Below are 19,849 nucleotides of genomic sequence, written 5' to 3'. Positions count from 1 at the left end.
TATAGATCGCTCGATGGAAGACGAACCCCCCCAGGGACCCCTCAAACGCGGCTGGACCACCGGCGCCTGCGCCGCGGCCGCCGCCAAGGCCGCGGCAGCGGCGCTGGTGTCTGGCGCGTTCCCCGACCCGGTCGAGATCGCGCTGCCCTCGGGCCGTCGCGTCGCCTTCGCGCTCGCCCGCCACGACCTCCGTGACGGATCCGCCATCGCCGCGATCGTCAAGGACGCCGGCGACGATCCCGATGTCACCCACGGCGCTGTTGTCACCGCCACGGTGCGGCCCGGCAAGCCCGGCACCGGCGTCACCTATGTTCGCGGCGAGGGCGTCGGCCTGGTCACGCGGCCCGGCCTGCCGATCCCGCCCGGCGAACCAGCCATCAATCCGGTGCCGCGCAAGATGATCGCGGCTTCCGTGCGCGAGGCGGCCGGAGAGGCCGCTGACATCGAGGTCGAGATTTCCGTGCCGGATGGCGCGAAGATGGCCGAACGCACGCTCAACCCGCGTCTCGGCATTCTGGGCGGCATTTCCATCCTCGGCACGACGGGCATCGTCATCCCGTACTCCTGCTCGTCCTGGATTCACTCCATCCATCGCGGCGTCGACGTCGCGCGCGCCATGGGGTTCACCCATGTCTCGGGAGCCACCGGCAACGCCTCCGAGCTTGCGGCGCAAAAGCTCCACGGCCTGCACGAGGTGCAGCTCATCGACATGGGCGATTTCGTCGGCGGCATGCTGAAATACATCCGCGACCACCCGGTGCCGCGTGTCACGATCGCTGGCGGCGTCGCCAAGATGACCAAGCTCGCGCAGGGCCTGCTGGACGTTCATTCCAAGCGCGGCATGGCCGATCTCGACGCGTTGGCGGCGGTGGCGATCGAGGCCGGCGCGTCGGACGAACTGGCGGCGCGCATCCGTTCTGCCAATACGGTGGCCGAGGCTTTTTCCGAAGCGACCGCCGAGGGCATTCCCGTCGGCGACGCCATCGCCTCCCGGGCATGGACCACCGCGGCCGCCGTGCTCAAGGGCACCGGCATCGAACTCGAACTGCTCGTCTTCAACCGCGACGGCGAACTGATGGGGCGGAAGGACTTCGCTGCCGCTCATAGCGTGTCCCGCCCGCGAAACCGGCGCTGGTAATAGGCGTCGTAGAGCGAACTCTCGCGAAAATCCTCCGCGCCCAGCCCGCGCCCGACGAAGACGATCGCGGTGCGTTCGATCGGATCGGCCGCCAGCTTCGCCTCGATGTCATCAAGCGTCCCGCGCACGATCCGCTCGTCCGGCCACGACGCCCTGAACACCACCGCCACCGGACAGTCGGCCCCATAGAGCGGCGTGAGTTGTTCGACGATGTCATGGATCGCATGGATCGCCAGATGGATCGCCAGCGTCGCTCCGGTTGCGCCGAAGTTTTTCAGCGTCTCGCCAGCAGGCATCTTCGAGGCGCGGCCCGAAACCCTGGTCAGCACCAGCGACTGCGCCACTTCCGGGATCGTCAGCTCGCGGCCGAGTGCCGCCGCCGCCGCCGCGAAGGAGGGCACGCCGGGCGTCAGCGTATAGGGGATGCCCAGGCGCTCCAGCCGCCTGATCTGCTCGGCCACCGCGCTCCATACGGACAGGTCGCCCGAATGCAGCCGCGCGACATCCTTGCCGGCCTCGTGCGCGGCGACATATTCGGCCTCGATCTCGTCGAGCGACAGCGGCGCCGTATCCACGACGCGCGCGCCGGCCGGGCAGTATTGCAGTAGTTCCGGCGACACGATCGAGCCGGCATGAAGGCAGACCGGGCAGGCGGCGATGAGGTCGCGCCCGCGCACGGTGATCAGGTCGGCCGCGCCCGGCCCCGCGCCGATGAAATGCACGGTCATATGTCGCCACCGAAGGCGAGGGCGCAGGTAACAGCCCCGACCGCGATGCGGGGCCTCGCCAGCCGCGCACCTTCCCCTGCCGCCGCCAGTGCCGCCGCCTCGGAGACTGATCCGACGCCGGCGGCCGCCAGCGATGCGTCGGAATGACTGAGTGTCTTGGCGGACATATCCCTGAGCACCTCATCGTCGACGAGGATCAGCGGAACATTCAGCGCCGCGCCCGCAGCGATGATCCCGGCCTCGTCGCGTTTCATGCGCGCCGTCGCGAGCAGCGAAAGCGCCGCCTTCGTCAGTCCATGCTCTTTCAGCGTCGCCTCGATCGCCGCGACCACCTCGGTCGCGCTGACGCCCTTGCGGCTGCCGATGCCCGCCACGATCACGGCTTCACCCCGGATTTGACCCAACTCCATTGCGTCACCGGCATGGCCGGCCGCCAGCCGCTCATCCGCCCGATCGCCGTTTCGCGCGAAATGGCGATGCGCACCAGCTCGCCGCCGAGCGCGGCATGTTTCGCCAGCAGCAGCGCCTCCATCTCCAGCGTCACCGCGTTGGCCACCAGCCGGCCCCCGGAGGGCAGGGCGGCGATCGCCGCGTCCAGCACGCCGTCGTCGGTGCCGCCGCCGCCGATGAAGATCGCGTCGGGCGCAGGCAGGCCGGCGAGTGCGGCCGGTGCCGCCCCCTCGACAACCCGCAGGTCCGGCACGCCGAAGGCCGAGGCATTGCGCCGGATGCGCGTCGCGCGTTCCGCGTCCGCCTCGATCGTGATGGCCCGCATCGCCGGGTCGGCCAGCATCCATTCGATCGATACCGAGCCCGATCCCGCGCCGATGTCCCACAACAATTCGCCGCGCCGGGGAGCCAGCGCGGCAAGCGTCACCGCGCGCACCTCGCGCTTGGTGATCTGCCCGTCATGCTCGAACAGATCGTCGGCGCGGCCGGGCACGAGCGGCAGCACCCGCGCCTCGCGGGATGATTCAACTTTAACCGCCAGCACGTTGAGGGAATTGACGTCTTCGAGGTCGAAGCCCTGCGCCGTCGCGGTTCGGATACGTTCGTCCGATCCACCCAGAGCCTCCAGAACGGTAAGCTTCGACGCACCGAAGCCGAGGCCGGTGAGCACCGCGGCGACCGCAGCCGGCCCATCCCCGTCCGACGTCAGCGCCAGCACCCGGCGTTTGGGCTGCAGCAGCGGGCGGATCAGGTCGATGGCATGGCCGTGCAGCGATACAGTCTCGACATCCTGCAGCGCCCAGCCGAGCCGCGCCGCCGCAAGGCTGAAGGCCGACGGGGCAGGGACGACCATCATCTCGTCGGCCGGAACATGCCTTGCCAGCGTCGCGCCGACACCGTGCAAAAAGGGATCGCCGGACGCGAGCACGCAGACTTTTTTCCCGCGCAGCGCCACCACCTCGCGCATCGCCGCATCGAACGGGCTCGGCCACGCCCGGCTCTCGCCCTTCACAAGCTCTGCCGCCAGCGCCAGATGCCGCCTGCCACCGAACACGATCTCGGCCTCGCCGATCAGCTTCTTCGCCTCCTCGCCCAGCCCCGCCACGCCGTCCTCGCCAATGCCGACGACCGCGAGCCATTTCGGGGCAAGTTGTTGCTTGTTTGACACGCCGCGCCGCCCCTCACCTGCCTGCCGGCATCCTCTCCCCGTAACAACGGGGAGAGGAGAGATGGCCGCAACGCTGACGACCCCCTCTCCCCGTTCTTGCGGGGAGAGGGTAAGGGTGAGGGGCACTTTTCATACGCGCCGGCAATAGGACTAGACCAAGAGAATGACCGACCGCATCCTCGTCCTCGGCGGCACCACGGAGGCCAGGCAGCTCGCCGGGAAGCTCGCCGCGAAATACGAGGTCACGCTGTCGCTTGCCGGCCGCACCAGGGATCCCGTTCCGCAGGGCGTCCCGGTCCGCGTCGGCGGTTTCGGCGGCGTTGAAGGCCTCGCGGCCTATCTGAGGGACAACCGCATCAAACTGCTGATCGACGGCACGCATCCCTATGCTGCCAATATCTCGGCCAACGCCGCACAAGCCGCGCAGCTTACCGGCGTTCCCGCCATCGCGCTGCGCCGTCCGCCTTGGGAGCAGAATCCCGGCGACCGCTGGACGCTGGTCGGTAACGCGACCGAGGCCGCCGCTTTGCTTGGCACAACCCCGCGAAAAATCTTCCTCGCGCTCGGGCGACAGGAGCTTGCGCCCTTCGAGGCGGCGCCCCAACACGCCTACCTCATCCGCAGCGTCGATCCGGTCGAGCCGCCGCTCGCCGTGCCGCACGCGACCTACATCCCGGCGCGCGGACCATTCTCGGAGGTCGACGATTGCGCGCTGCTCAAAGCGCACGGCATCGACGTTATCGTAGCCAAGAACAGCGGCGGCGACGCCACCTACGGCAAGATCGCCGCGGCGCGACAGCTCGGCATCGAGGTCTTTCTCATCCGCCGTCCGTCGTTGCCGGATCTGCCGTCCGGGGCAGATGTCGAGGAAGTCTTGCGCCTCGCCGATCATGTGCTGACCCCGGGACCGGGGCCCGAAAAGCGCGGCGTATAGACCAGCGCGGCCTTCTCGCCGCGATCGATCACTCGTGTCTCCGCCGAGCCGATGATGATGCAGGTGGCCATGTCGGCCTGCGCCGCGTCCGCTTGGCTGAGCGGGGCCACCTCGATCGTCTCGTCAGGGCGTCCGGCGGCGCGGCCGAAGATGACTGGAGTGCTTTCCGGCAGGATCGTCCGCAACCGCTCAAAGGCTTTGCCGAGCTGCCATGGGCGCGCCTTGCTGATCGGGTTGTAGAGCGCGATCACGAAACCCGCCGAGGCGACCGCATCAAGCCGTTTCTCGATCGTCTCCCACGGCTTCAGATTGTCCGACAGCGAGATCGCGCAGAAATCGTGCCCGAGCGGCGCGCCGATCCTTGCCGCCACCGCCAGCATCGCCGTCACTCCAGGCACGATCGTCAGGTCAACGTCGCGCCATTCCGGCGGACCGGCCTCGATCACCTCGCACACCGCCGCCGCCATGGCGAAGACGCCGGGGTCCCCGCCCGACACCACCGCGACGCGCTCGCCTTCGGCTGCCTTCGTCAGGGCTGCCTGTGCCCGTGAAATCTCCTCGCGATTGTCCGAAGTGACCTTGACCTGGTCGGGCCTCAGCTCCAGCCGGTCGACATAGGGTCCGTAGCCATAGAACCATTTCGCCGCGGCGACGGCCTCGCTCGCCTCGGGGGTCACCTGGTGCGCGCCGCCCGGTCCGAGCCCGATGACGGCGACATGGCCGTTGTCCGTCCGGCTCATGGTTTCTCGGCCCAGCCCGGCACGAGCACGATTGAAAAATACGGCGCCTCGTCGTCCGCTTTGTCGGCCAGCCGCACCGAACTCGTGTTCGCCATCGTGCCGCGCTCGACATAGATCGCCCGCTCCAGCATCCCCGTCGCGGCCAGCGCCCGCCTGATCTTCGGCAGATTGCGCCCGACCTTCATGATGACAGCGGCGTCGGTGTCGGCCAGCCGTCGCGTCAGCTCGAATTCGGAGAGCGTACCCGGCAGTACGGTCAGGATGTCGTCGCCTTGGACGATCGGCGTGCCGGTCTGCGACCAGCATCCCGACATCGCCGTCACGCCCGGTATCACCTCGGTCGGCCAGTGGCCGGCGAGCCTGACATGCAGGTGCATGTAGGATCCGTAGAAAAGCGGGTCTCCTTCCGACAGAACCGCGACAATCCTGCCGGCTTCGAGGTGTTTTTCTATCTTGTGAACAGATTCTTCGTAGAAGCCGAGGATCGCTTCCCGGTACTCCTTGGAATCCTTATGGATTTCCGTGGTCACCGGATAGACCAGCGGCAATTCAATCCACGTTTCGCGCCAGTGCGGCCCGACGATGCCGCGTGCGTTGCCGTTGCTGCCGCGCTTGGCGAAAAAGGCCACGACGTCCGCCTCCTCCAACGCGCGCACGGCCTTCAGCGTCAGCAGTTCCGGGTCGCCGGGACCCGTGCCGACGCCGATCAGCCGGCCTGATTTCGTGTGCATATTCAAAGGCCTGGCCTCGCGAGAGCGTTGACGGCTGCGGCTGTCATGGCGCTGCCGCCCATGCGTCCGCGCACGATTGCCCAGGGGATGCCGAGCTTGCTTTCGGCCAGCGCCTGCTTCGATTCGGCGGCGCCCACGAAACCCACCGGCATGCCGATGATCGCCGCAGGCCTCGGGGCGCCTTTCCCAATCATTTCAAGCAGATAGAACAGTGCCGTCGGCGCGTTGCCAATGGCGACCAACGCCCCACCCAGCCTGTCGCGCCACAATTCGAGCGCGGCCGCCGAGCGTGTGTTGCCGATTTTCTTTGCGATGTCAGCGGTTTGCGGGTCGCGCAAGGTGCAGACCACCTCGTTCTTGGCCGGCAGCCGGGCCACGGTGACGCCGCGGGCGACCATCTCGGCGTCGCAGAGAACCGGCGCTCCGGCGAGCAGGGCCTGCCTGGCAGACGTGACAAAATCATTTGAGAAAACAAAGTGTTGCGCTGCCTCGACCAGGCCGCAGGCATGGATCATGCGCACCGCGACATCGGCCTCTTCGTCCGAGAATCGCTGGAGGTCCGCCTCCGAACGGATGATCGCGAAGGACCGCTCGTAGATCGCATTGCCGTCGTGGATGTAGTCGTAGGCCGTCATTTCCCGCTCTGTCCGAAGGCTTCCGCCAGCGCGGAAAATCCAATCCTGTCAATCGCTTGCGCCGTCGCCTCTTCCGTATGCCGTCCTGCGGAAACGAGTGCCGCGACGGCGGCCAGACCGCCCCGCGCGCCGACATTATCCACAAAGCCGAGCGGTTCATCCCGCGCCGTCCCGTTGACGACAAGTCCGGCCCCACCCGCGCAGCCGACGACGGTCAGGTCCGCCTTGCCGGGATGGGCGCAGCCCTTGGCGCAGCCGGAGACGTGGAGGTGAATCGAGCCATCAAGCAAGCTGCTGTATTCGTTGGCGATTTCAGCAGCGACCAGGCGTGCGGGAAGATGTCCAGATGCGCATTCCGGGGCACCCGGGCATGCCGAGATCGCCTGCCTGACATCGTCGGGAGAGGTGACAAAGCCCAGCGTCTCCGCCTGGTTTTTCAGCGTCTCGGCGTCAATCGCCGTCCCGCAAAGCGCGACCAGTGTCCGCCCCGGCGCAGGACGGATGTCGTCGATGCCAAGCGTTTGGGCCGCTTCCGCCAATGCTTTTAGCAGCTTAGCCTTGGTGTGGCCGAATGGCAGCGCGACACCGAAGGCTAGTCGATCGTCGCGCAACCTTGTGGTGCCGACAAGCGATCCAGCGGCGTGGCCAGAGGGGGGCATCGCGGGGTGCGAGCCTGATAAGCGATTGGAAACACGCAGCAATTGCGCTTCGCTCAGGTCTCTTGCCCGCGCCTCGCGTCCCATCGCGGCGATCTCCGACAGCAGCGCCAGCGCGGCTTCGCTGGCCTCGGTGTCGCCGTGCGCGATGCCCAGCGTCCTTGCCGTCGCAGCATCGCCTGCAATCGCAACCCGCCAGTGCGGCAAACCTTCGACGTGGATCGCCGTCAGCCTGACATCCGCGGCGACCTCGATGAGCGCCGTTCGCCCGCCGCCGTCGATGACCACCGAAATCTTCGGCCCCAGCCGGGCTTCCAGCCCGGCCTTGGCAGTGCCTGCCCGGATCATTTCCGCCAACGTGGTCGGATCCGCGATCTCGTTCGGGTCGAGCCCGGCTAACGCGCCGGTCTGAACCGGAACGCCCGTGCGGGCGGAAATGCCAAGCCGGTCAATGGCTTGCGCAAACAGCACGGCGGAGCTTTCGGTCAGTCCGCGCACCTGAATGCTGCCGCGCGCGGTGACTTCAACCACGCCGTTGCCATGCGCCTGCGCCGCCTCGCACAGACCGCCGAGCTGCGCCGGCGTCAGTCCCCCGGCGACCGGATTCAGCCGCGCCAGCAGCCCGTCGCCGGTCTTCATCGGCGCGGAAAGGGCAGGGCAGGCGCCGCGCCGCGCAAAGCCGCCCGCCATGGGCCGATGTGCCGCCGGCGCGATCATGCCGCCACCTGCAGCGCCCGCGCCTCGGCGATCAGGGCGGCGAGGTCGTTGTCGATCGAATTGCGCAGGGGGTTCCACAGCCCGCGCCGCCGCGCCGAGGCGAACCGCTCGGCGATGAAGGCGGCGGCCTTGGGGTTCTCGCGCAGCATGAAGGCGCGCACCTTCTCGTCGCCGAGATAGGCGTCGTGCAATGCCTCGATCAGTGCGCCCGGAATGGCTCCGGTCGTCTCGGCGTAGCCGATCAGGCGGTCGACCGTTTCGGCGAATTCGGACGCGCCGCGCGGTCCGTGCCGCATCTGGCCCTCGATAAAGCGCGGGTTCGTGGCACGCGCACGGACGACGCGCGTGACCGCCTCGGTCACGGAGCGCGGCCTGGGCTTTGTCGGGTCGGTGGTGTCGAGCATGATGACGTCTGCCTTGCCGCCGAGCAGCGCCACCGCAGCCGAAAAACCGCCGACGAAGGCGACGTCCGCCGATCCCTCCAGGATGTCGCGGCCGGGGTCGTCGCCGGAGTGAACCAGCAAATCAGCCTCCGCCACCCGGCCGGCGAAGGCGCCGGGGGCCGAGACGCCTTCTCCCTCGGCGCCGCCATAGGCATGCGAGGCGGCGTCGAGATAGGCGCGGCCGAGTTCATTCCGTTCCGCCCAGTCGCCGCTCGCCAGCAGGTCTTCCAGGCCCGCGCCGTACGTGCCCGGCGAGGAGCCGAAGACGCGCGCCGGCGTGGTATTTTCCCGCCGCGCGGCTCCGGCCAGCGGATTCTCGGATGCGTTTTCGTCCCGCGCGGCGACCGCCCGGGTCGCCGCGTCGAGCAATGCGATCTGGGTCGGGAACATGTCGCGGAACAGGCCCGATATGCGCCACGTCACGTCGACGCGGGGACGGCCGACGCGTGCCGGCGGCAGAACCTCGATGCCGGTCACGCGGCCGGTCGCCGAATCCCATTGCGGACGGCAGCCCATCAGCGCCAGCCCCTGCGCGATCTCCTCGCCGCCGGTCCGCAGCGAGGCCGAACCCCAGAGGTCGACGACCAGCGAGCGCGGCCAGTCGCCGTGGTCCTGCATGTAGCGGCGCAGGACTTCGGCTGCGGCTGCCTCGCCGATGTCGAAAGCGGTAGGGGTGGGCATGGTGCGCGGATCGGCGGTGAAAAGATTGCGGCCGGTGGGAAGGACATCGGTCCTTCCCCGCGCCGGTGCGCCCGACGGGCCGGCGCCGACATGGCGGCCGTCGAGCGCGGCGATCAGCGCTCCGCGTTCGGCTTCGGCGCTCTGCTTGCGGATAGGCTCATCGTCCGGTCCGGCCCGGCCGTAGATGTGGAGTCCGTCCTTGATGGCAAAATCCTTGAGATCGCAGAGCCAGGCGTCGATGCGGCGCAAGGCCTCGTCGGGCGCGTCGGTCGCGGCGACGCCCGCGTCGGAGGCGAGACCTGTCTTCGCGGCGGTTTCGACGATCAATTGCGCCAGCCGGTCGCGGCGGCGGCGGTCGAGCCCGTCGGCCTGGGCATATTCGTCGACCAGCCGCTCCAACTTCTGCTTGCCCTCATCCAGCCCGGCCGCGGCCAGCGGCGGCGGCAGGTGGCCGAGCGTCACGGCGGCGATGCGGCGCTTGGCCTGCGCGGCCTCGCCGGGGTTCGACACGATGAACGGATAGATGACAGGCAGGGAACCCGTGACGATCTCGGGGAAACAGCTTTGGCTCATCGCCACGGTCTTGCCCGGCAGCCATTCGAGCGTGCCGTGCGCCCCGACATGCACGATGGCGTGGATACCGAGCGCCTTCCGCAGCCACAGGCCGAAGGCGACAAGTTCATGGCGCGGCGGCAGGGCAGGGTCGTGATAGTCGGCGCGGCGGTCGGCCGACCTGCCGCGATCAGGGGCGAGCGCGACCGTGACATTGCCGAAGGTCGCGGCGCGGAAGTGCGAGGGGGCGTCGGCTTTGCCCCAGGCAGCTTCGACGGCTGCCTTTGCTTCGGCCGGCAGTTCCGACGAGAAGGAAAGGTATTCGTCCAGGCTCAATCCTTCGCTGCCATCCTCGATGAGATCCAGCAGCGCGCGTGGCGATTGCGGAATCCCTTCAACGGCATAACCCTCGTCCTTCAGGTCATGCAGCATGGCGAGCACAGAGGAGGGGACGTCGAGGCCGACGGCATAACCGGTACGGCCCGCCGCTCCCGGATAGTCTGGCATCAATATCGCGATACGCCTGTCGGCCCGCGCCGTGCTTTGCAGGCGCACCATCGCCTCGATGCGCGTGGCAACCTGCTCGATGCGGTCGGGCTCCGGCCGGTTGACGAAGGCGCGAAACCCGAGCGCCGGGTCGAGCGCACTCTCTCCCTTGAACGAGAACGCTCCGGCGAGAATTCGCCCATCGAGTTCCGGCATCACGACATGCATGGCGAGGTCGGCCGGAGCCAGCCCGCGCGGGCTTTTCTCCCAGGCCTCGCGGCGCGTGGTGGCGACGATCACCTGCATGACAGGCACGCCGGCGCGGTCGAACAGCGTTTCGGCGCCTGGCTCCGCCCCGGTGGCGAACGCCGTCGCGGTGACGATGAGGGCGGGCCGCAATTCGCGGAGGGCGCTCTCCACGAAATCGGCCGAGGCGGCGTCCTTGAGGCTGGCGACGAAGACCGGAACAGGACGCATGCCCTTGACGCGCAGCGCCTCGCACAGCGCGTCGATCGGCGCGACGTCGGAGGCGAGCAGCATCGAGCGGTAGAAAAGGATGGCAATGACGGGGGCGAGTGGGAAAGGAAGCGCTCGGTCTTGCGCCACCCCAACCCCTGCCGGCTTCGCCGTCAGACCCTCCCCGCAAGGGGGAGGGTAAAGCGTCACGGCCTTCGCGGCCGGATCGTAGAATCCTGCCTTCGGCACTTCGACGGCGTCGACCGCCTCCGCCTCATGCCCCGCCAGCACGGCCAGCCGGCGCATCAGGGCGGTCATGTTCCGGGGCCCGCCTTCGCGGAAATAGGAAAGCAGCACGTCGAGTTCGGCGCGCGGCAGGGTCGAGCATTCGATCAGGCGCGGATCCTCGTCGCGGCATTCGCCGGGCAGCAGCGCTAGCTTGATGCCTCTAACGCGGGCCATCGCCGCGAGCTGGTCGCAGCCGTAGCGCCACCAGTCGTAGCCGCCGAGTATGCGCACGAGAATGACCTTTGCGTGCGCGGCGACGCTGTCGATCCAGAGGTCGACGGACATCGGGTGCCTGAGATCACGCAGGGCGGCGAGCCGCATCGCGGGCAGGTTTTGCGCTTCGGCCTTCCACGCCGCCGCCATGCCCGCGAGATCGCTGTCGGTGAAGGACAGCGCCACGATATCCGCCGGCGCCTGCCTGAGATCGACAGGCTCGACGAGATCGTCGAGCGAAGCGGACGATGTGGTGAGGAGGTGCACGGCGGCGCGTCTCCCTCAGCCGACCAGGATATTCTCGATCGCCTGGCGGTTCAGCCCTTTCAGGCCGATCACCACCAGCCGCGAGCGGCGGTCGTCCCCGGCCGTCCAGGCGCGGTCGTAGTAGTGGTTGACGCGCGGGCCGACCGCCTGGACGAGCAGCCGCATCGGCTTGCCGCAGACCTCGACGAAACCCTTCACGCGCAGCACGTTCTCTTCTTCGGCCGCCGCTGCGACGCGAATGGCGAGATCGTCGGGATTGGCGATCGCGGGAATGTCGATGACGAAGCTGTCGAAGTCGTCGTGTTCGTGGTCGCCCATGCCGTCGTGATGGCTCTTGCGGTTCTCGATGTCGTCCTCGACGGCGAGGTCGAGGCCGAGCAGCAGCGACGCGTCGACCTTGCCGTTCGCGGTCGGCACGATCTTTACCGCGCGGGAAACATGCTCGCCGATCGCGGCGTTGGCGCGCGCCGCGCCCGCCGCGTCGATCAGGTCGCTCTTGGAGAGGATGATGAGGTCGGCGCAGGCGACCTGGTCCTCGAACACCTCTTCCACGGGATCGTCGTGATCGAGCGAATCGTCCCCGGCGCGCTGCGCGGCCAGCGCTTCGAGGTCGGACGCGACCCTGCCGGCAGCGAGCGCCGCGCCGTCGACCACCGCAATCACGCCGTCGACCGTCACGCGGCTCTTCACCGACGGCCACTGGAACGCCTGCACCAGCGGCTTGGGCAGCGCCAGCCCGGAGGTTTCGATGATGATGTGGTCGACCTTTGGCGTGCGCGACAAGATCTGATCGAGCGCCGGCACGAAATCGTCGGCGACGGTGCAGCATATGCAGCCATTGGCGAGTTCGACGATGTTTTCCTCGGGGCAGGATTCGACGCCGCAACTACGCAGGATTTCGCCGTCGACGCCGACGTCGCCGAATTCGTTGACGATCAGCGCGAGCCGCTTGCCCTTGGCGTTTTCGAGCAGATGGCGGATCAGCGTCGTCTTGCCGGCGCCGAGGAAGCCGGTGACGACGGTGCAGGGAACGCGGGCGAGCGATGCGGTCATGCGATATCCTTGATGGTGCCGAGGGGAGGAATGCGGGCGACGAGGCCGCGCTTGAGGCTGTCGGGCCGGCCGCGCCAGGGGATCAGCCCGTCGGTCGAGCCGGCGAAAAGTTTTGCGCCGGCGATGAGGTCAGCGCCGCTTGTCGTCGACAAATCGCCGAACACGTAGCTCCAGCAGTTTTCGCGCAGGATCGCGGCGGAGAGGCGGCGCTTGCAGTTGCCGAGGCATTCGACGGTCGCGACCCGGACCTCGCCTTTGGCTGCGGTTTTGGTATTGGCGGCGAGGATCGCGCCGGGGCGCGGGTGGGCGTCGGAGCCTGATACGTCGCGGCATGTGGCGCAGACGACGACCGTCACGGCCGACAGATCGGCGGGCGCAATGCTTGCAGCCCCTTCGGGGGAAATGTCGTCGGCCTTCAAAGCACGGCTCCTTGCCCGGGACACCCGCCGGGCGGTCGGATCAGTCTTTTGACGGCAGGTCTCCTGGCTTGCGGGTCCTAGCCCTTGCCGCCTTCCCGGACTTGTCCAGTGGCTTTCGGCTCGGGCTCGTCGCTTACAGTTGCGGGGACAGCCGCGGAGTTGGGCTTTTGGCCCGCACCGCATTCCCTCTTAGCCCCTTCCGTTGCGGGAAGGAGACCGTCAACTCAGGATTTAGGCTTGTGCGACGTGGGGAGTCAACGTGCCGCTACGACTTCGCCCGTTCAGCCAGCGCCGCCAGCGCCGGTCCGAGGTCGCCCTTCGGCACGACCTCCATCCGCTCCAGCCCTAGCCATGACTGCATGAGCCGGAATTCCTCCAGCAGTTCGTCAGCCGTCTCGGCGGGCGCGCCAGGCTCGGCATAGGTGGCGAGCACGCGCAGCACGCCGGCCGGGCGGTCGGCCTTGACGTCGGCGCGCGCCACGACCGTGTCGCCGAGCAGGAACGGCAGCACATAGTACCCGTATTGCCGCTTTTCGGCCGGCGTGTAGATCTCGATGCGGTAGCGGAAGCCGAACAGGCGTTCGGCGCGCGAGCGCTCGAAGACCAGCGGATCGAATGGCGCGAGAAGAGCGCGGGCATGGACCTTGCGCGGCATGCGGGCGCCCGCATGCAGATAGGCCGGCTGTTTCCAGCCCTCGACTGCTACCGGAAGCAACTCGCCCGCTTCGACAAGTTCCTCCAGCCTGGCCTTCACGTCGTCCGGCGACAGCCGGAAATAGTCGCGCAGGTCGCCATAGGTGGCGATGCCGAGCGCGCGCGCCGACATGCGCAGCAACTCGCGATGCGCGTCTTCGGGTCTCGGGGCAGGCGCGTTGAAGATGTCTGGCGGGATGACCCGCTTCGGCAGATCGTAGAGCCGCTCGAAGCCGCGGCGCGAATGGGTGGTGATGCGGCCGGCCCAGAACAGCCATTCGAAGGCGTGTTTCTCGTCGCTCCAGCCCCACCAGCCGCCCTTGCCCTTGGCGCCGTCTATGTCGGAGGCGGCCGTGGGGCCACGCGACGCCACTTCGTCGTAGATCGCGTCGATCAGCCGCTTGTTTTCTCCCGCCCAGCGCGCGAGGCCCTTGTAGATTTCGCTCTCGTCATTGGCGCGGGCACGCTCCATGCGCCACTGCATCAGGGGCCAGGTCTCCAGCGGCAGGAAGGATGCCTCGTGCGCCCAGTACTCGAACAAACGCCGCTTCTTCGGTAACGCGGCGTCATCGAGCAGCGACATCGGATAGGGGCCGAGCCGCGAGAAGAGCGGCATGTAGTGCGCCCGCACGACCGCGCTCACCGAATCGATCTGCAGCAGGCCAAGGCGTGCAAGCACGCGATTCAGATGGCGGCGATCGATAGGGCCAGACGGGCGCGGATCGGCGAAGCCTTGCGCGGCAAGCGCGATCCGCCGCGCAGCGGCAAGCGAGAGTTTCTCCCTCATGCGGCAGGCGGTCCGGAAAAGTGATCTGGTGAAAGCGGCGGCATGTTCGGTTGGAATCGCGATTTCCCAACGATCCTAACAGGCTTTTGCGGCAAAGACTGTCAGGAGCATAAAGTGGAGTAAAACACGAAGGAATTCATGGGCGCGAGAAACGCCTGAAGTGCCCGGTTTCGGTCAAGGTTGGTCTTGCTTCAAGGGGACTGCTGCGCTAACCCTCGCCGCGTTGCAGCATGAACCCTGAAACGGTTCAGCGTACAGTCTGTCGCGCTTCCTCAATCGGGTCCCGTGCTGTAAACGAAACTGGATCGTACCCACGGACCTGCGGCAATGAGCGAACTCCTGGGCTCCTACCTGCCCGTTGTCATCTTTATCGGCGTCGCCCTGATTGTCGGCGTCGCCCTGATTGTCGCGCCCTTCCTCGTCGCCTACCGCAATCCCGATCCCGAAAAGCTTTCGGCCTACGAGTGCGGCTTCAACTCCTTCGATGACGCGCGCATGAAGTTCGACGTCCGTTTCTACCTGGTGTCGATCCTGTTCATCATCTTCGACCTCGAAGTGGCCTTCCTCTTCCCGTGGGCGGTGTCGTTCGGCGAGATCGGCATGCTCGGCTTCTGGTCGATGATGGTGTTCCTGGCCGTGCTCACCATCGGCTTCATCTACGAATGGAAGAAGGGAGCGCTGGAATGGGATTGAGCCCCACCGTGGCCCCGACGGGGACGCTCGTCGCGCCCAAGCCCAAGGGTATCATCGACCCGTCGACCGGCAAGCCGGTCGGTGCGGATGATCCGTTCTTCGGCGCCATCAACGAGGAACTCTCCGACAAGGGCTTTCTCGTGACGTCGTCCGAGGCGCTGATCACCTGGGCGCGCACCGGCTCGTTGATGTACATGACGTTCGGTCTCGCCTGCTGCGCGGTCGAGATGATCCATTCGGCCATGCCGCGCTACGATTCCGAGCGTTTCGGCATCGCGCCCCGGGCGTCGCCGCGCCAGTCGGACGTGATGATCGTCGCCGGCACTCTGACCAACAAGATGGCGCCCGCGCTGCGCAAGGTCTACGACCAGATGCCGGAGCCGCGCTACGTCATCTCGATGGGCTCCTGTGCCAATGGCGGCGGGTACTATCACTATTCCTATGCGGTGGTGCGCGGCTGCGACCGCATCGTGCCGGTGGATATCTACGTGCCCGGCTGCCCGCCCACGGCGGAAGCGCTGCTGTACGGCCTTCTTCTCCTGCAGAAGAAGATTCGCCGCACCGGCACGATCGAGCGGTAAACCATGAGCGAAGCGCTTCAAGCACTTTCCGACCATCTCGCCGGCAGGTTCGGCGACAGGATCGCCAAGGCGGAGATCGCCTATGGCGAGCTGACAGTCACGGTCGCGCCGGAGGATATCGTCTCCGTCGTGACTTTCCTGCGCGACGATCCGGCCTGCCAGTTCATCTCGTTCATCGACGTGTCGGGCGCGGATTATCTGACGCGAGCGAAACGCTTCGACGTGAACTATCATCTCCTGTCGCCGCGCAAGAACCTACGCATCCGCGTCAAGGTGATGACCGACGAGGATACGCCAGTGCCGTCTATCACCGGGGTCTACCCGGGCGCCGATTGGTTCGAGCGCGAAACCTACGATCTCTACGGCGTGCTGTTCTCCGGTCACCCGGACCTGCGTCGCCTGCTCACCGACTACGGCTTCGACGGCCATCCGCTCAGGAAGGATTTTCCGCTCACCGGCTTCGTCGAGGTGCGCTACGACGACGAGGTCAAGCGCGTCGTCTACGAGCCGGTCGAACTCAAGCAGGAATTCCGCAACTTCGACTTTTTGTCTCCCTGGGAAGGCACGGAATACGTGTTGCCGGGCGATGAAAAAGCCAAGACGAACTGAGGCGCGACATGGCCGAGACGTCGGTTCGCAACTTCAACATCAACTTCGGGCCGCAGCATCCGGCCGCGCATGGCGTGCTGCGGCTCGTGCTTGAACTGGACGGCGAGGTTGTCGACCGCGTCGATCCGCACATCGGGCTGCTGCACCGCGGCACCGAGAAGCTGATCGAAGCCAAGACCTACATGCAGGCGATCCCCTATTTCGACCGCCTCGACTATTGCGCCCCGATGAATCAGGAGCACGCGTTCGCGCTCGCCGTGGAACGTCTGCTCGGCATCGACGTGCCGATCCGTGGTCAGCTCATCCGCGTGCTGTGCTGCGAGATCGGCCGCATCATGAGCCACATTCTCAATGTCACCACGCAGGCGATGGACGTAGGCGCGCTGACGCCGCCGCTCTGGGGCTTCGTCGACCGCGAGAAGCTGATGGTGTTCTACGAGCGCATCAGCGGCTCGCGCATGCACGCGGCCTATTTCCGGCCTGGAGGCGTGCACCAGGACATTCCCGACCAGGTGATCGAAGACATCGGCCGCTGGATCGATCCGTTCCTGAAGACGCTCGACGACCTCGACAATCTCCTGACCCCCAACCGCATCTTCAAGCAGCGCAACGTCGACATCGGCGTCGTCTCGCTGGACGACGCCTGGGCCTGGGGTTTTTCGGGCGTCATGGTGCGCGGCTCGGGCGCAGCTTGGGATTTGCGCAAGTCGCAGCCCTACGAATGCTATCCGGAGATGGAATTCGACATCCCGATCGGCAAGAACGGCGACTGCTTCGACCGCTACCTGATCCGCATGGAGGAGATGCGCCAGTCGGCCAAGATCATGCGCCAGTGCATCGAACGGCTGCTCGGCAAGGACAAGGTCGGACCGGTTTCGAACCTGGACGGCAAGGTCGTGCCGCCGAACCGCGCCGCGATGAAGCGCTCGATGGAAGCGCTGATCCATCACTTCAAGCTCTACACGGAAGGTTACCACGTGCCGGCCGGTGAGGTTTATGCCGCCGTCGAGGCGCCGAAGGGCGAGTTCGGCGTCTATCTCGTCTCGGACGGCACCAACAAGCCATACCGTTGCAAGCTGCGCGCGCCCGGTTTCGCCCATCTTCAGGCGATGGATTTCCTCTGCCGCGGCCACATGCTGGCCGACGTCGCCGCCGTGCTTGGCTCCCTCGACATCGTGTTTGGTGAGGTTGACCGCTAAAAATGTCAGTTCGCCGCTTAGCAGACGCTTCCGAGCAGCCACCGAGCTTCGCGTTCAGCCGCGCGAACCGCGAATGGGCGCAGCAGACGATCCAGAAATATCCCAAGGGACGCCAGCAGTCCGCCGTTATCCTGCTGATGATGCGCGCGCAGGAGCAGGAAGGCTGGCTGACCAAGCCGGCGATCGAGGCGATCGCCGACATGCTTGATATGCCCTATATCCGCGCGCTGGAAGTCGCGACCTTCTACACGCAGTTCCAACTGAAGCCGGTCGGGCGGCGCGCCCATGTCCAGGTGTGCGGCACCACGCCCTGCATGCTGCGCGGCGCCGAAGCGCTGATGGATGTCTGCCGAAAGAAGATCCACCCCGAGCAGTTCCACCCCAATGCGCGCGGTATGATGTCCTGGGAAGAGGTCGAATGCCTCGGCGCCTGCGTCAACGCGCCGATGGTGATGATCTTCAAGGACACCTACGAGGATCTGACGCCGGAGCGGCTGGAAGAGATCATCGAGCAGTTCGCGGTCGGCAAAGGTCCTGCCGTGCCGGTGGGGCCGCAGAACGGTCGCACGGTGTCGGCGCCGCAGTCGGGACTGACCTCGCTGAAGAGCGAGGAGGGCATCCTCAAGACGACGCGCGAAAAGGAAATGCGGGCGGCTGCGCGTGAGGAACCAGCAGCCAGCCCGGCTGCCGATACGCTCCCGCCGTCCAACGCCGCCAAGCCGCAGACCGCGGCTGCAGAAACAAATCCCGCGCTGAAGTCGCCGTCGCCGGAAAAGGTCAGCCCCGAGGCCGAGAAAGCAGCGAGCGCCCCGGCGCCGGCTTTCGACGCTGTTGCAGCCAACAAGGCCGAGCCTGCCGTCGAGGGCGTCGCGAAGCAGCGCACGTCACGCACGACGGTCGAAAAGCCCTCGCTCGACGATCCGAAGCGGCCAGCCGGCATCGAGAAGCCCGCCTCCGTGGACGATCTCAAGCTGATCTCCGGCGTCGGCCCGAAGATCGAAGGTATTCTGCATTCGCTCGGCATCTACACCTTCGCACAGATCGCCGTCTGGGAGGACGACCACCGGGAGTGGGTCGACAGCTACCTCAACTTCAAGGGCCGCCTCGAGCGCGACGACTGGGTCAGGCAGGCCGACGCGCTGGCGCGCGGCGGCGTCGACGAATACATCCGCGTTTTCGGCAAGAAGCCGGTCTGAGGACGAGAGAATGCTTCAGGACAAGGACCGCATCTTCAACAACATCTACGGGATGTTCGACAAGTCGCTCGCCGGCGCGATGTCGCGCGGGCACTGGGACAACACCAAGGGCCTGATCGACAAGGGCCGCGACTGGATCGTCAACGAGATGAAGGCGTCGGGCCTGCGCGGCCGCGGCGGCGCCGGCTTCCCGACCGGCCTGAAATGGTCGTTCATGCCCAAGCAGAGCGACGGGCGTCCGTCCTACCTCGTCGTCAATGCGGATGAATCCGAGCCCGGCACCTGCAAGGACCGCGACATCCTGCGTCACGACCCGCATACGCTGGTCGAGGGATGCCTGATCGCCGGTTTCGCGATGGGCGCGGTCGCGGCCTATATCTATGTGCGCGGCGAGTTCATCAGGGAGCGCGAGGCGCTGCAGCGCGCGGTCGACGAGGCCTACGAGGCGCGGCTGATCGGCAAGGACAACATCAACGGCTACGACTTCGAGATCATCGTGCACCACGGCGCCGGCGCCTATATCTGCGGCGAAGAGACCGCGCTGCTCGAAAGCCTGGAGGGCAAGAAGGGCCAGCCGCGCCTGAAGCCGCCGTTCCCGGCCAATGTCGGCCTTTATGGCTGCCCGACCACGGTGAACAACGTCGAGTCCATCGCCGTGTCGCCGACCATACTGCGCCGCGGCGCATCATGGTTCTCGTCCTTCGGCCGGCCCAACAATGTCGGCACCAAGCTTTTCTGCATCTCCGGCCACGTCAACAACCCGTGCACCGTCGAAGAGGCGATGTCGACCCCGTTCCGCGAGCTGATCGAGACGCATTGCGGGGGCATCCGCGGCGGCTGGGACAATCTGCTTGCCGTCATCCCGGGCGGCGCCTCCGTGCCGCTGGTGCCGGCCGAGCAGATCCTCGACGCGCCGATGGATTTCGACGCGCTGCGCGACCTGAAGTCGGGTCTCGGCACGGCGGCCGTCATCGTCATGGACAAGTCCACCGATATCGTGAAGGCGATCGCGCGGCTCTCCTATTTCTACAAGCACGAGAGCTGCGGCCAGTGCACGCCCTGCCGCGAAGGTACGGGCTGGATGTGGCGCGTCATGGAGCGGCTGGTGCGCGGCGAGGCGCAGAAGCGCGAGATCGACATGCTGCTCGACGTCACCAAGCAGATCGAGGGTCACACGATCTGCGCGCTGGGCGACGCGGCGGCCTGGCCGATCCAGGGGCTGATGCGGCATTTCCGCGGCGAGGTGGAGCGCCGCATCGACGAGTTCTCGCGCAACGCGCACCGGGCCGAGCCGGTGCTGGTGGCGGCAGAGTAGACGATCGAAGCATGCGGGCCG

General features: G+C 66.9%; 19 protein-coding genes and 1 riboswitch. Of the genes, 8 read left to right on the top strand and 11 right to left on the bottom strand.

Annotated elements, in window-relative coordinates; all coding sequences use genetic code 11:
* Positions 1 to 13 precede the first annotated feature (13 nt).
* Positions 14 to 1,138 (top strand): cobalt-precorrin-5B (C(1))-methyltransferase, encoded by a 1,125-nt coding sequence (locus ABLE71_RS15240; RefSeq protein ID WP_348784279.1) that lies wholly within the window; start codon positions 14 to 16, stop codon positions 1,136 to 1,138.
* On the opposite strand, the gene cobM is transcribed toward ABLE71_RS15240, so the two are convergent.
* Genes cobM through cbiE form a run of 3 tightly spaced genes read right to left on the bottom strand, consistent with a single transcriptional unit; the run spans position 1,102 to position 3,484 of the window.
* Positions 1,102 to 1,866: a precorrin-4 C(11)-methyltransferase gene (gene cobM, locus ABLE71_RS15235; RefSeq protein WP_348784278.1), complete on the bottom strand. Its 765-nt coding sequence runs from the start codon at positions 1,864 to 1,866 to the stop codon at positions 1,102 to 1,104. The genes ABLE71_RS15240 and cobM overlap by 37 nt on opposite strands.
* Complete coding sequence (locus ABLE71_RS15230) at positions 1,863 to 2,276, bottom strand: cobalamin biosynthesis protein (RefSeq protein WP_348784277.1); 414 nt, start codon at positions 2,274 to 2,276, stop codon at positions 1,863 to 1,865. The genes cobM and ABLE71_RS15230 overlap by 4 nt, the downstream gene beginning before the upstream one ends.
* Positions 2,243 to 3,484, bottom strand: coding sequence for a precorrin-6y C5,15-methyltransferase (decarboxylating) subunit CbiE (cbiE, locus tag ABLE71_RS15225; RefSeq protein ID WP_348784276.1), 1,242 nt, complete (start codon positions 3,482 to 3,484; stop codon positions 2,243 to 2,245). The genes ABLE71_RS15230 and cbiE overlap by 34 nt, the downstream gene beginning before the upstream one ends.
* 163 nt (positions 3,485 to 3,647) lie before the next feature.
* Between cbiE and ABLE71_RS15220 the strand changes: the two genes are divergently transcribed.
* The gene (locus ABLE71_RS15220; RefSeq protein WP_348784275.1) at positions 3,648 to 4,418 is read left to right on the top strand and encodes a cobalt-precorrin-6A reductase; all 771 of its coding nucleotides are present in this window, start codon (positions 3,648 to 3,650) and stop codon (positions 4,416 to 4,418) included.
* On the opposite strand, the gene ABLE71_RS15215 is transcribed toward ABLE71_RS15220, so the two are convergent.
* The 8 genes from ABLE71_RS15215 to ABLE71_RS15180 form a co-directional block, all read right to left on the bottom strand.
* On the bottom strand, positions 4,373 to 5,158 hold the full coding sequence (locus ABLE71_RS15215; RefSeq protein WP_348784274.1) for a precorrin-3B C(17)-methyltransferase: 786 nt from the start codon (positions 5,156 to 5,158) through the stop codon (positions 4,373 to 4,375). The genes ABLE71_RS15220 and ABLE71_RS15215 overlap by 46 nt on opposite strands.
* Positions 5,155 to 5,889 (bottom strand): precorrin-2 C(20)-methyltransferase, encoded by a 735-nt coding sequence (locus tag ABLE71_RS15210; RefSeq protein WP_348784273.1) that lies wholly within the window; start codon positions 5,887 to 5,889, stop codon positions 5,155 to 5,157. The genes ABLE71_RS15215 and ABLE71_RS15210 overlap by 4 nt, the downstream gene beginning before the upstream one ends.
* 2 nt (positions 5,890 to 5,891) lie before the next feature.
* The gene (locus ABLE71_RS15205) at positions 5,892 to 6,524 is read right to left on the bottom strand and encodes a precorrin-8X methylmutase (RefSeq protein WP_348784272.1); all 633 of its coding nucleotides are present in this window, start codon (positions 6,522 to 6,524) and stop codon (positions 5,892 to 5,894) included.
* Positions 6,521 to 7,897 carry a precorrin-3B synthase gene (cobG, locus tag ABLE71_RS15200; RefSeq protein ID WP_348784271.1) on the bottom strand — a complete coding sequence of 459 codons (1,377 nt, stop codon included), beginning with the start codon at positions 7,895 to 7,897 and terminating at the stop codon, positions 6,521 to 6,523. Before cobG ends, ABLE71_RS15205 begins: the two co-directional genes overlap by 4 nt.
* A complete protein-coding gene (gene cobN / locus ABLE71_RS15195; protein ID WP_348784270.1) occupies positions 7,894 to 11,283 on the bottom strand; it encodes a cobaltochelatase subunit CobN in 3,390 nt (1,129 codons plus the stop codon). The genes cobG and cobN overlap by 4 nt, the downstream gene beginning before the upstream one ends.
* Before the next feature lie 15 nt (positions 11,284 to 11,298).
* Positions 11,299 to 12,336 carry a cobalamin biosynthesis protein CobW gene (gene cobW / locus ABLE71_RS15190; RefSeq protein WP_348784269.1) on the bottom strand — a complete coding sequence of 346 codons (1,038 nt, stop codon included), beginning with the start codon at positions 12,334 to 12,336 and terminating at the stop codon, positions 11,299 to 11,301.
* Positions 12,333 to 12,755: a DUF1636 family protein gene (locus tag ABLE71_RS15185; protein WP_348784268.1), complete on the bottom strand. Its 423-nt coding sequence runs from the start codon at positions 12,753 to 12,755 to the stop codon at positions 12,333 to 12,335. Before ABLE71_RS15185 ends, cobW begins: the two co-directional genes overlap by 4 nt.
* Before the next feature lie 35 nt (positions 12,756 to 12,790).
* A riboswitch (cobalamin riboswitch) is annotated at positions 12,791 to 12,991 on the bottom strand.
* Positions 12,992 to 13,020: 29 nt separating this feature from the next.
* The gene (locus ABLE71_RS15180; RefSeq protein ID WP_348784267.1) at positions 13,021 to 14,235 is read right to left on the bottom strand and encodes a winged helix-turn-helix domain-containing protein; all 1,215 of its coding nucleotides are present in this window, start codon (positions 14,233 to 14,235) and stop codon (positions 13,021 to 13,023) included.
* A 327-nt stretch (positions 14,236 to 14,562) separates the two neighbouring features.
* Here ABLE71_RS15180 and ABLE71_RS15175 point away from each other — a divergent pair, with 327 nt between their 5' ends.
* Genes ABLE71_RS15175 through nuoF form a run of 6 tightly spaced genes read left to right on the top strand, consistent with a single transcriptional unit; the run spans position 14,563 to position 19,828 of the window.
* Positions 14,563 to 14,928, top strand: a complete 366-nt coding sequence (locus tag ABLE71_RS15175; RefSeq protein WP_348784266.1) for an NADH-quinone oxidoreductase subunit A — start codon at positions 14,563 to 14,565, stop codon at positions 14,926 to 14,928.
* Positions 14,919 to 15,509 carry an NADH-quinone oxidoreductase subunit B family protein gene (locus tag ABLE71_RS15170; RefSeq protein ID WP_348784265.1) on the top strand — a complete coding sequence of 197 codons (591 nt, stop codon included), beginning with the start codon at positions 14,919 to 14,921 and terminating at the stop codon, positions 15,507 to 15,509. The genes ABLE71_RS15175 and ABLE71_RS15170 overlap by 10 nt, the downstream gene beginning before the upstream one ends.
* Before the next feature lie 3 nt (positions 15,510 to 15,512).
* Complete coding sequence (locus ABLE71_RS15165) at positions 15,513 to 16,118, top strand: NADH-quinone oxidoreductase subunit C (protein WP_348784264.1); 606 nt, start codon at positions 15,513 to 15,515, stop codon at positions 16,116 to 16,118.
* 8 nt (positions 16,119 to 16,126) lie between these two features.
* Entirely contained in the window at positions 16,127 to 17,317 is a 1,191-nt protein-coding gene (locus ABLE71_RS15160) for an NADH-quinone oxidoreductase subunit D (protein WP_348784263.1), read from the top strand.
* A 2-nt stretch (positions 17,318 to 17,319) separates the two neighbouring features.
* Positions 17,320 to 18,513 (top strand): NADH-quinone oxidoreductase subunit E, encoded by a 1,194-nt coding sequence (locus ABLE71_RS15155; RefSeq protein WP_348784262.1) that lies wholly within the window; start codon positions 17,320 to 17,322, stop codon positions 18,511 to 18,513.
* A gap of 10 nt (positions 18,514 to 18,523) precedes the next feature.
* Positions 18,524 to 19,828: an NADH-quinone oxidoreductase subunit NuoF gene (gene nuoF, locus ABLE71_RS15150; RefSeq protein ID WP_348784261.1), complete on the top strand. Its 1,305-nt coding sequence runs from the start codon at positions 18,524 to 18,526 to the stop codon at positions 19,826 to 19,828.
* The last annotated feature ends 21 nt before the right edge of the window (positions 19,829 to 19,849 follow it).

Origin of the sequence: Mesorhizobium sp. KR9-304 (assembly GCF_040049215.1) — a bacterium.
Lineage (GTDB): Bacteria > Pseudomonadota > Alphaproteobacteria > Rhizobiales > Rhizobiaceae > Mesorhizobium_K.
This window is presented reverse-complemented; position numbering and strand designations above follow the sequence as displayed.

Excerpts from the sequence above, each read along its gene's own strand:
- ABLE71_RS15240 (WP_348784279.1), top strand. The coding sequence starts at position 14 with ATGGAAGACGAACCCCCCCAGGGACCCCTCAAACGCGGCTGGACCACC.
- nuoF (WP_348784261.1), top strand. The coding sequence starts at position 18,524 with ATGCTTCAGGACAAGGACCGCATCTTCAACAACATCTACGGGATGTTC.
- cobG (WP_348784271.1), bottom strand. The coding sequence starts at position 7,897 with ATGATCGCGCCGGCGGCACATCGGCCCATGGCGGGCGGCTTTGCGCGG.
- ABLE71_RS15165 (WP_348784264.1), top strand. The coding sequence starts at position 15,513 with ATGAGCGAAGCGCTTCAAGCACTTTCCGACCATCTCGCCGGCAGGTTC.
- ABLE71_RS15175 (WP_348784266.1), top strand. The coding sequence starts at position 14,563 with ATGAGCGAACTCCTGGGCTCCTACCTGCCCGTTGTCATCTTTATCGGC.
- cobW (WP_348784269.1), bottom strand. The coding sequence starts at position 12,336 with ATGACCGCATCGCTCGCCCGCGTTCCCTGCACCGTCGTCACCGGCTTC.
- ABLE71_RS15215 (WP_348784274.1), bottom strand. The coding sequence starts at position 5,158 with ATGAGCCGGACGGACAACGGCCATGTCGCCGTCATCGGGCTCGGACCG.
- cobM (WP_348784278.1), bottom strand. The coding sequence starts at position 1,866 with ATGACCGTGCATTTCATCGGCGCGGGGCCGGGCGCGGCCGACCTGATC.
- ABLE71_RS15210 (WP_348784273.1), bottom strand. The coding sequence starts at position 5,889 with ATGCACACGAAATCAGGCCGGCTGATCGGCGTCGGCACGGGTCCCGGC.
- ABLE71_RS15155 (WP_348784262.1), top strand. The coding sequence starts at position 17,320 with ATGTCAGTTCGCCGCTTAGCAGACGCTTCCGAGCAGCCACCGAGCTTC.
- ABLE71_RS15180 (WP_348784267.1), bottom strand. The coding sequence starts at position 14,235 with ATGAGGGAGAAACTCTCGCTTGCCGCTGCGCGGCGGATCGCGCTTGCC.
- ABLE71_RS15230 (WP_348784277.1), bottom strand. The coding sequence starts at position 2,276 with ATGGAGTTGGGTCAAATCCGGGGTGAAGCCGTGATCGTGGCGGGCATC.
- ABLE71_RS15220 (WP_348784275.1), top strand. The coding sequence starts at position 3,648 with ATGACCGACCGCATCCTCGTCCTCGGCGGCACCACGGAGGCCAGGCAG.
- ABLE71_RS15205 (WP_348784272.1), bottom strand. The coding sequence starts at position 6,524 with ATGACGGCCTACGACTACATCCACGACGGCAATGCGATCTACGAGCGG.
- ABLE71_RS15170 (WP_348784265.1), top strand. The coding sequence starts at position 14,919 with ATGGGATTGAGCCCCACCGTGGCCCCGACGGGGACGCTCGTCGCGCCC.
- ABLE71_RS15160 (WP_348784263.1), top strand. The coding sequence starts at position 16,127 with ATGGCCGAGACGTCGGTTCGCAACTTCAACATCAACTTCGGGCCGCAG.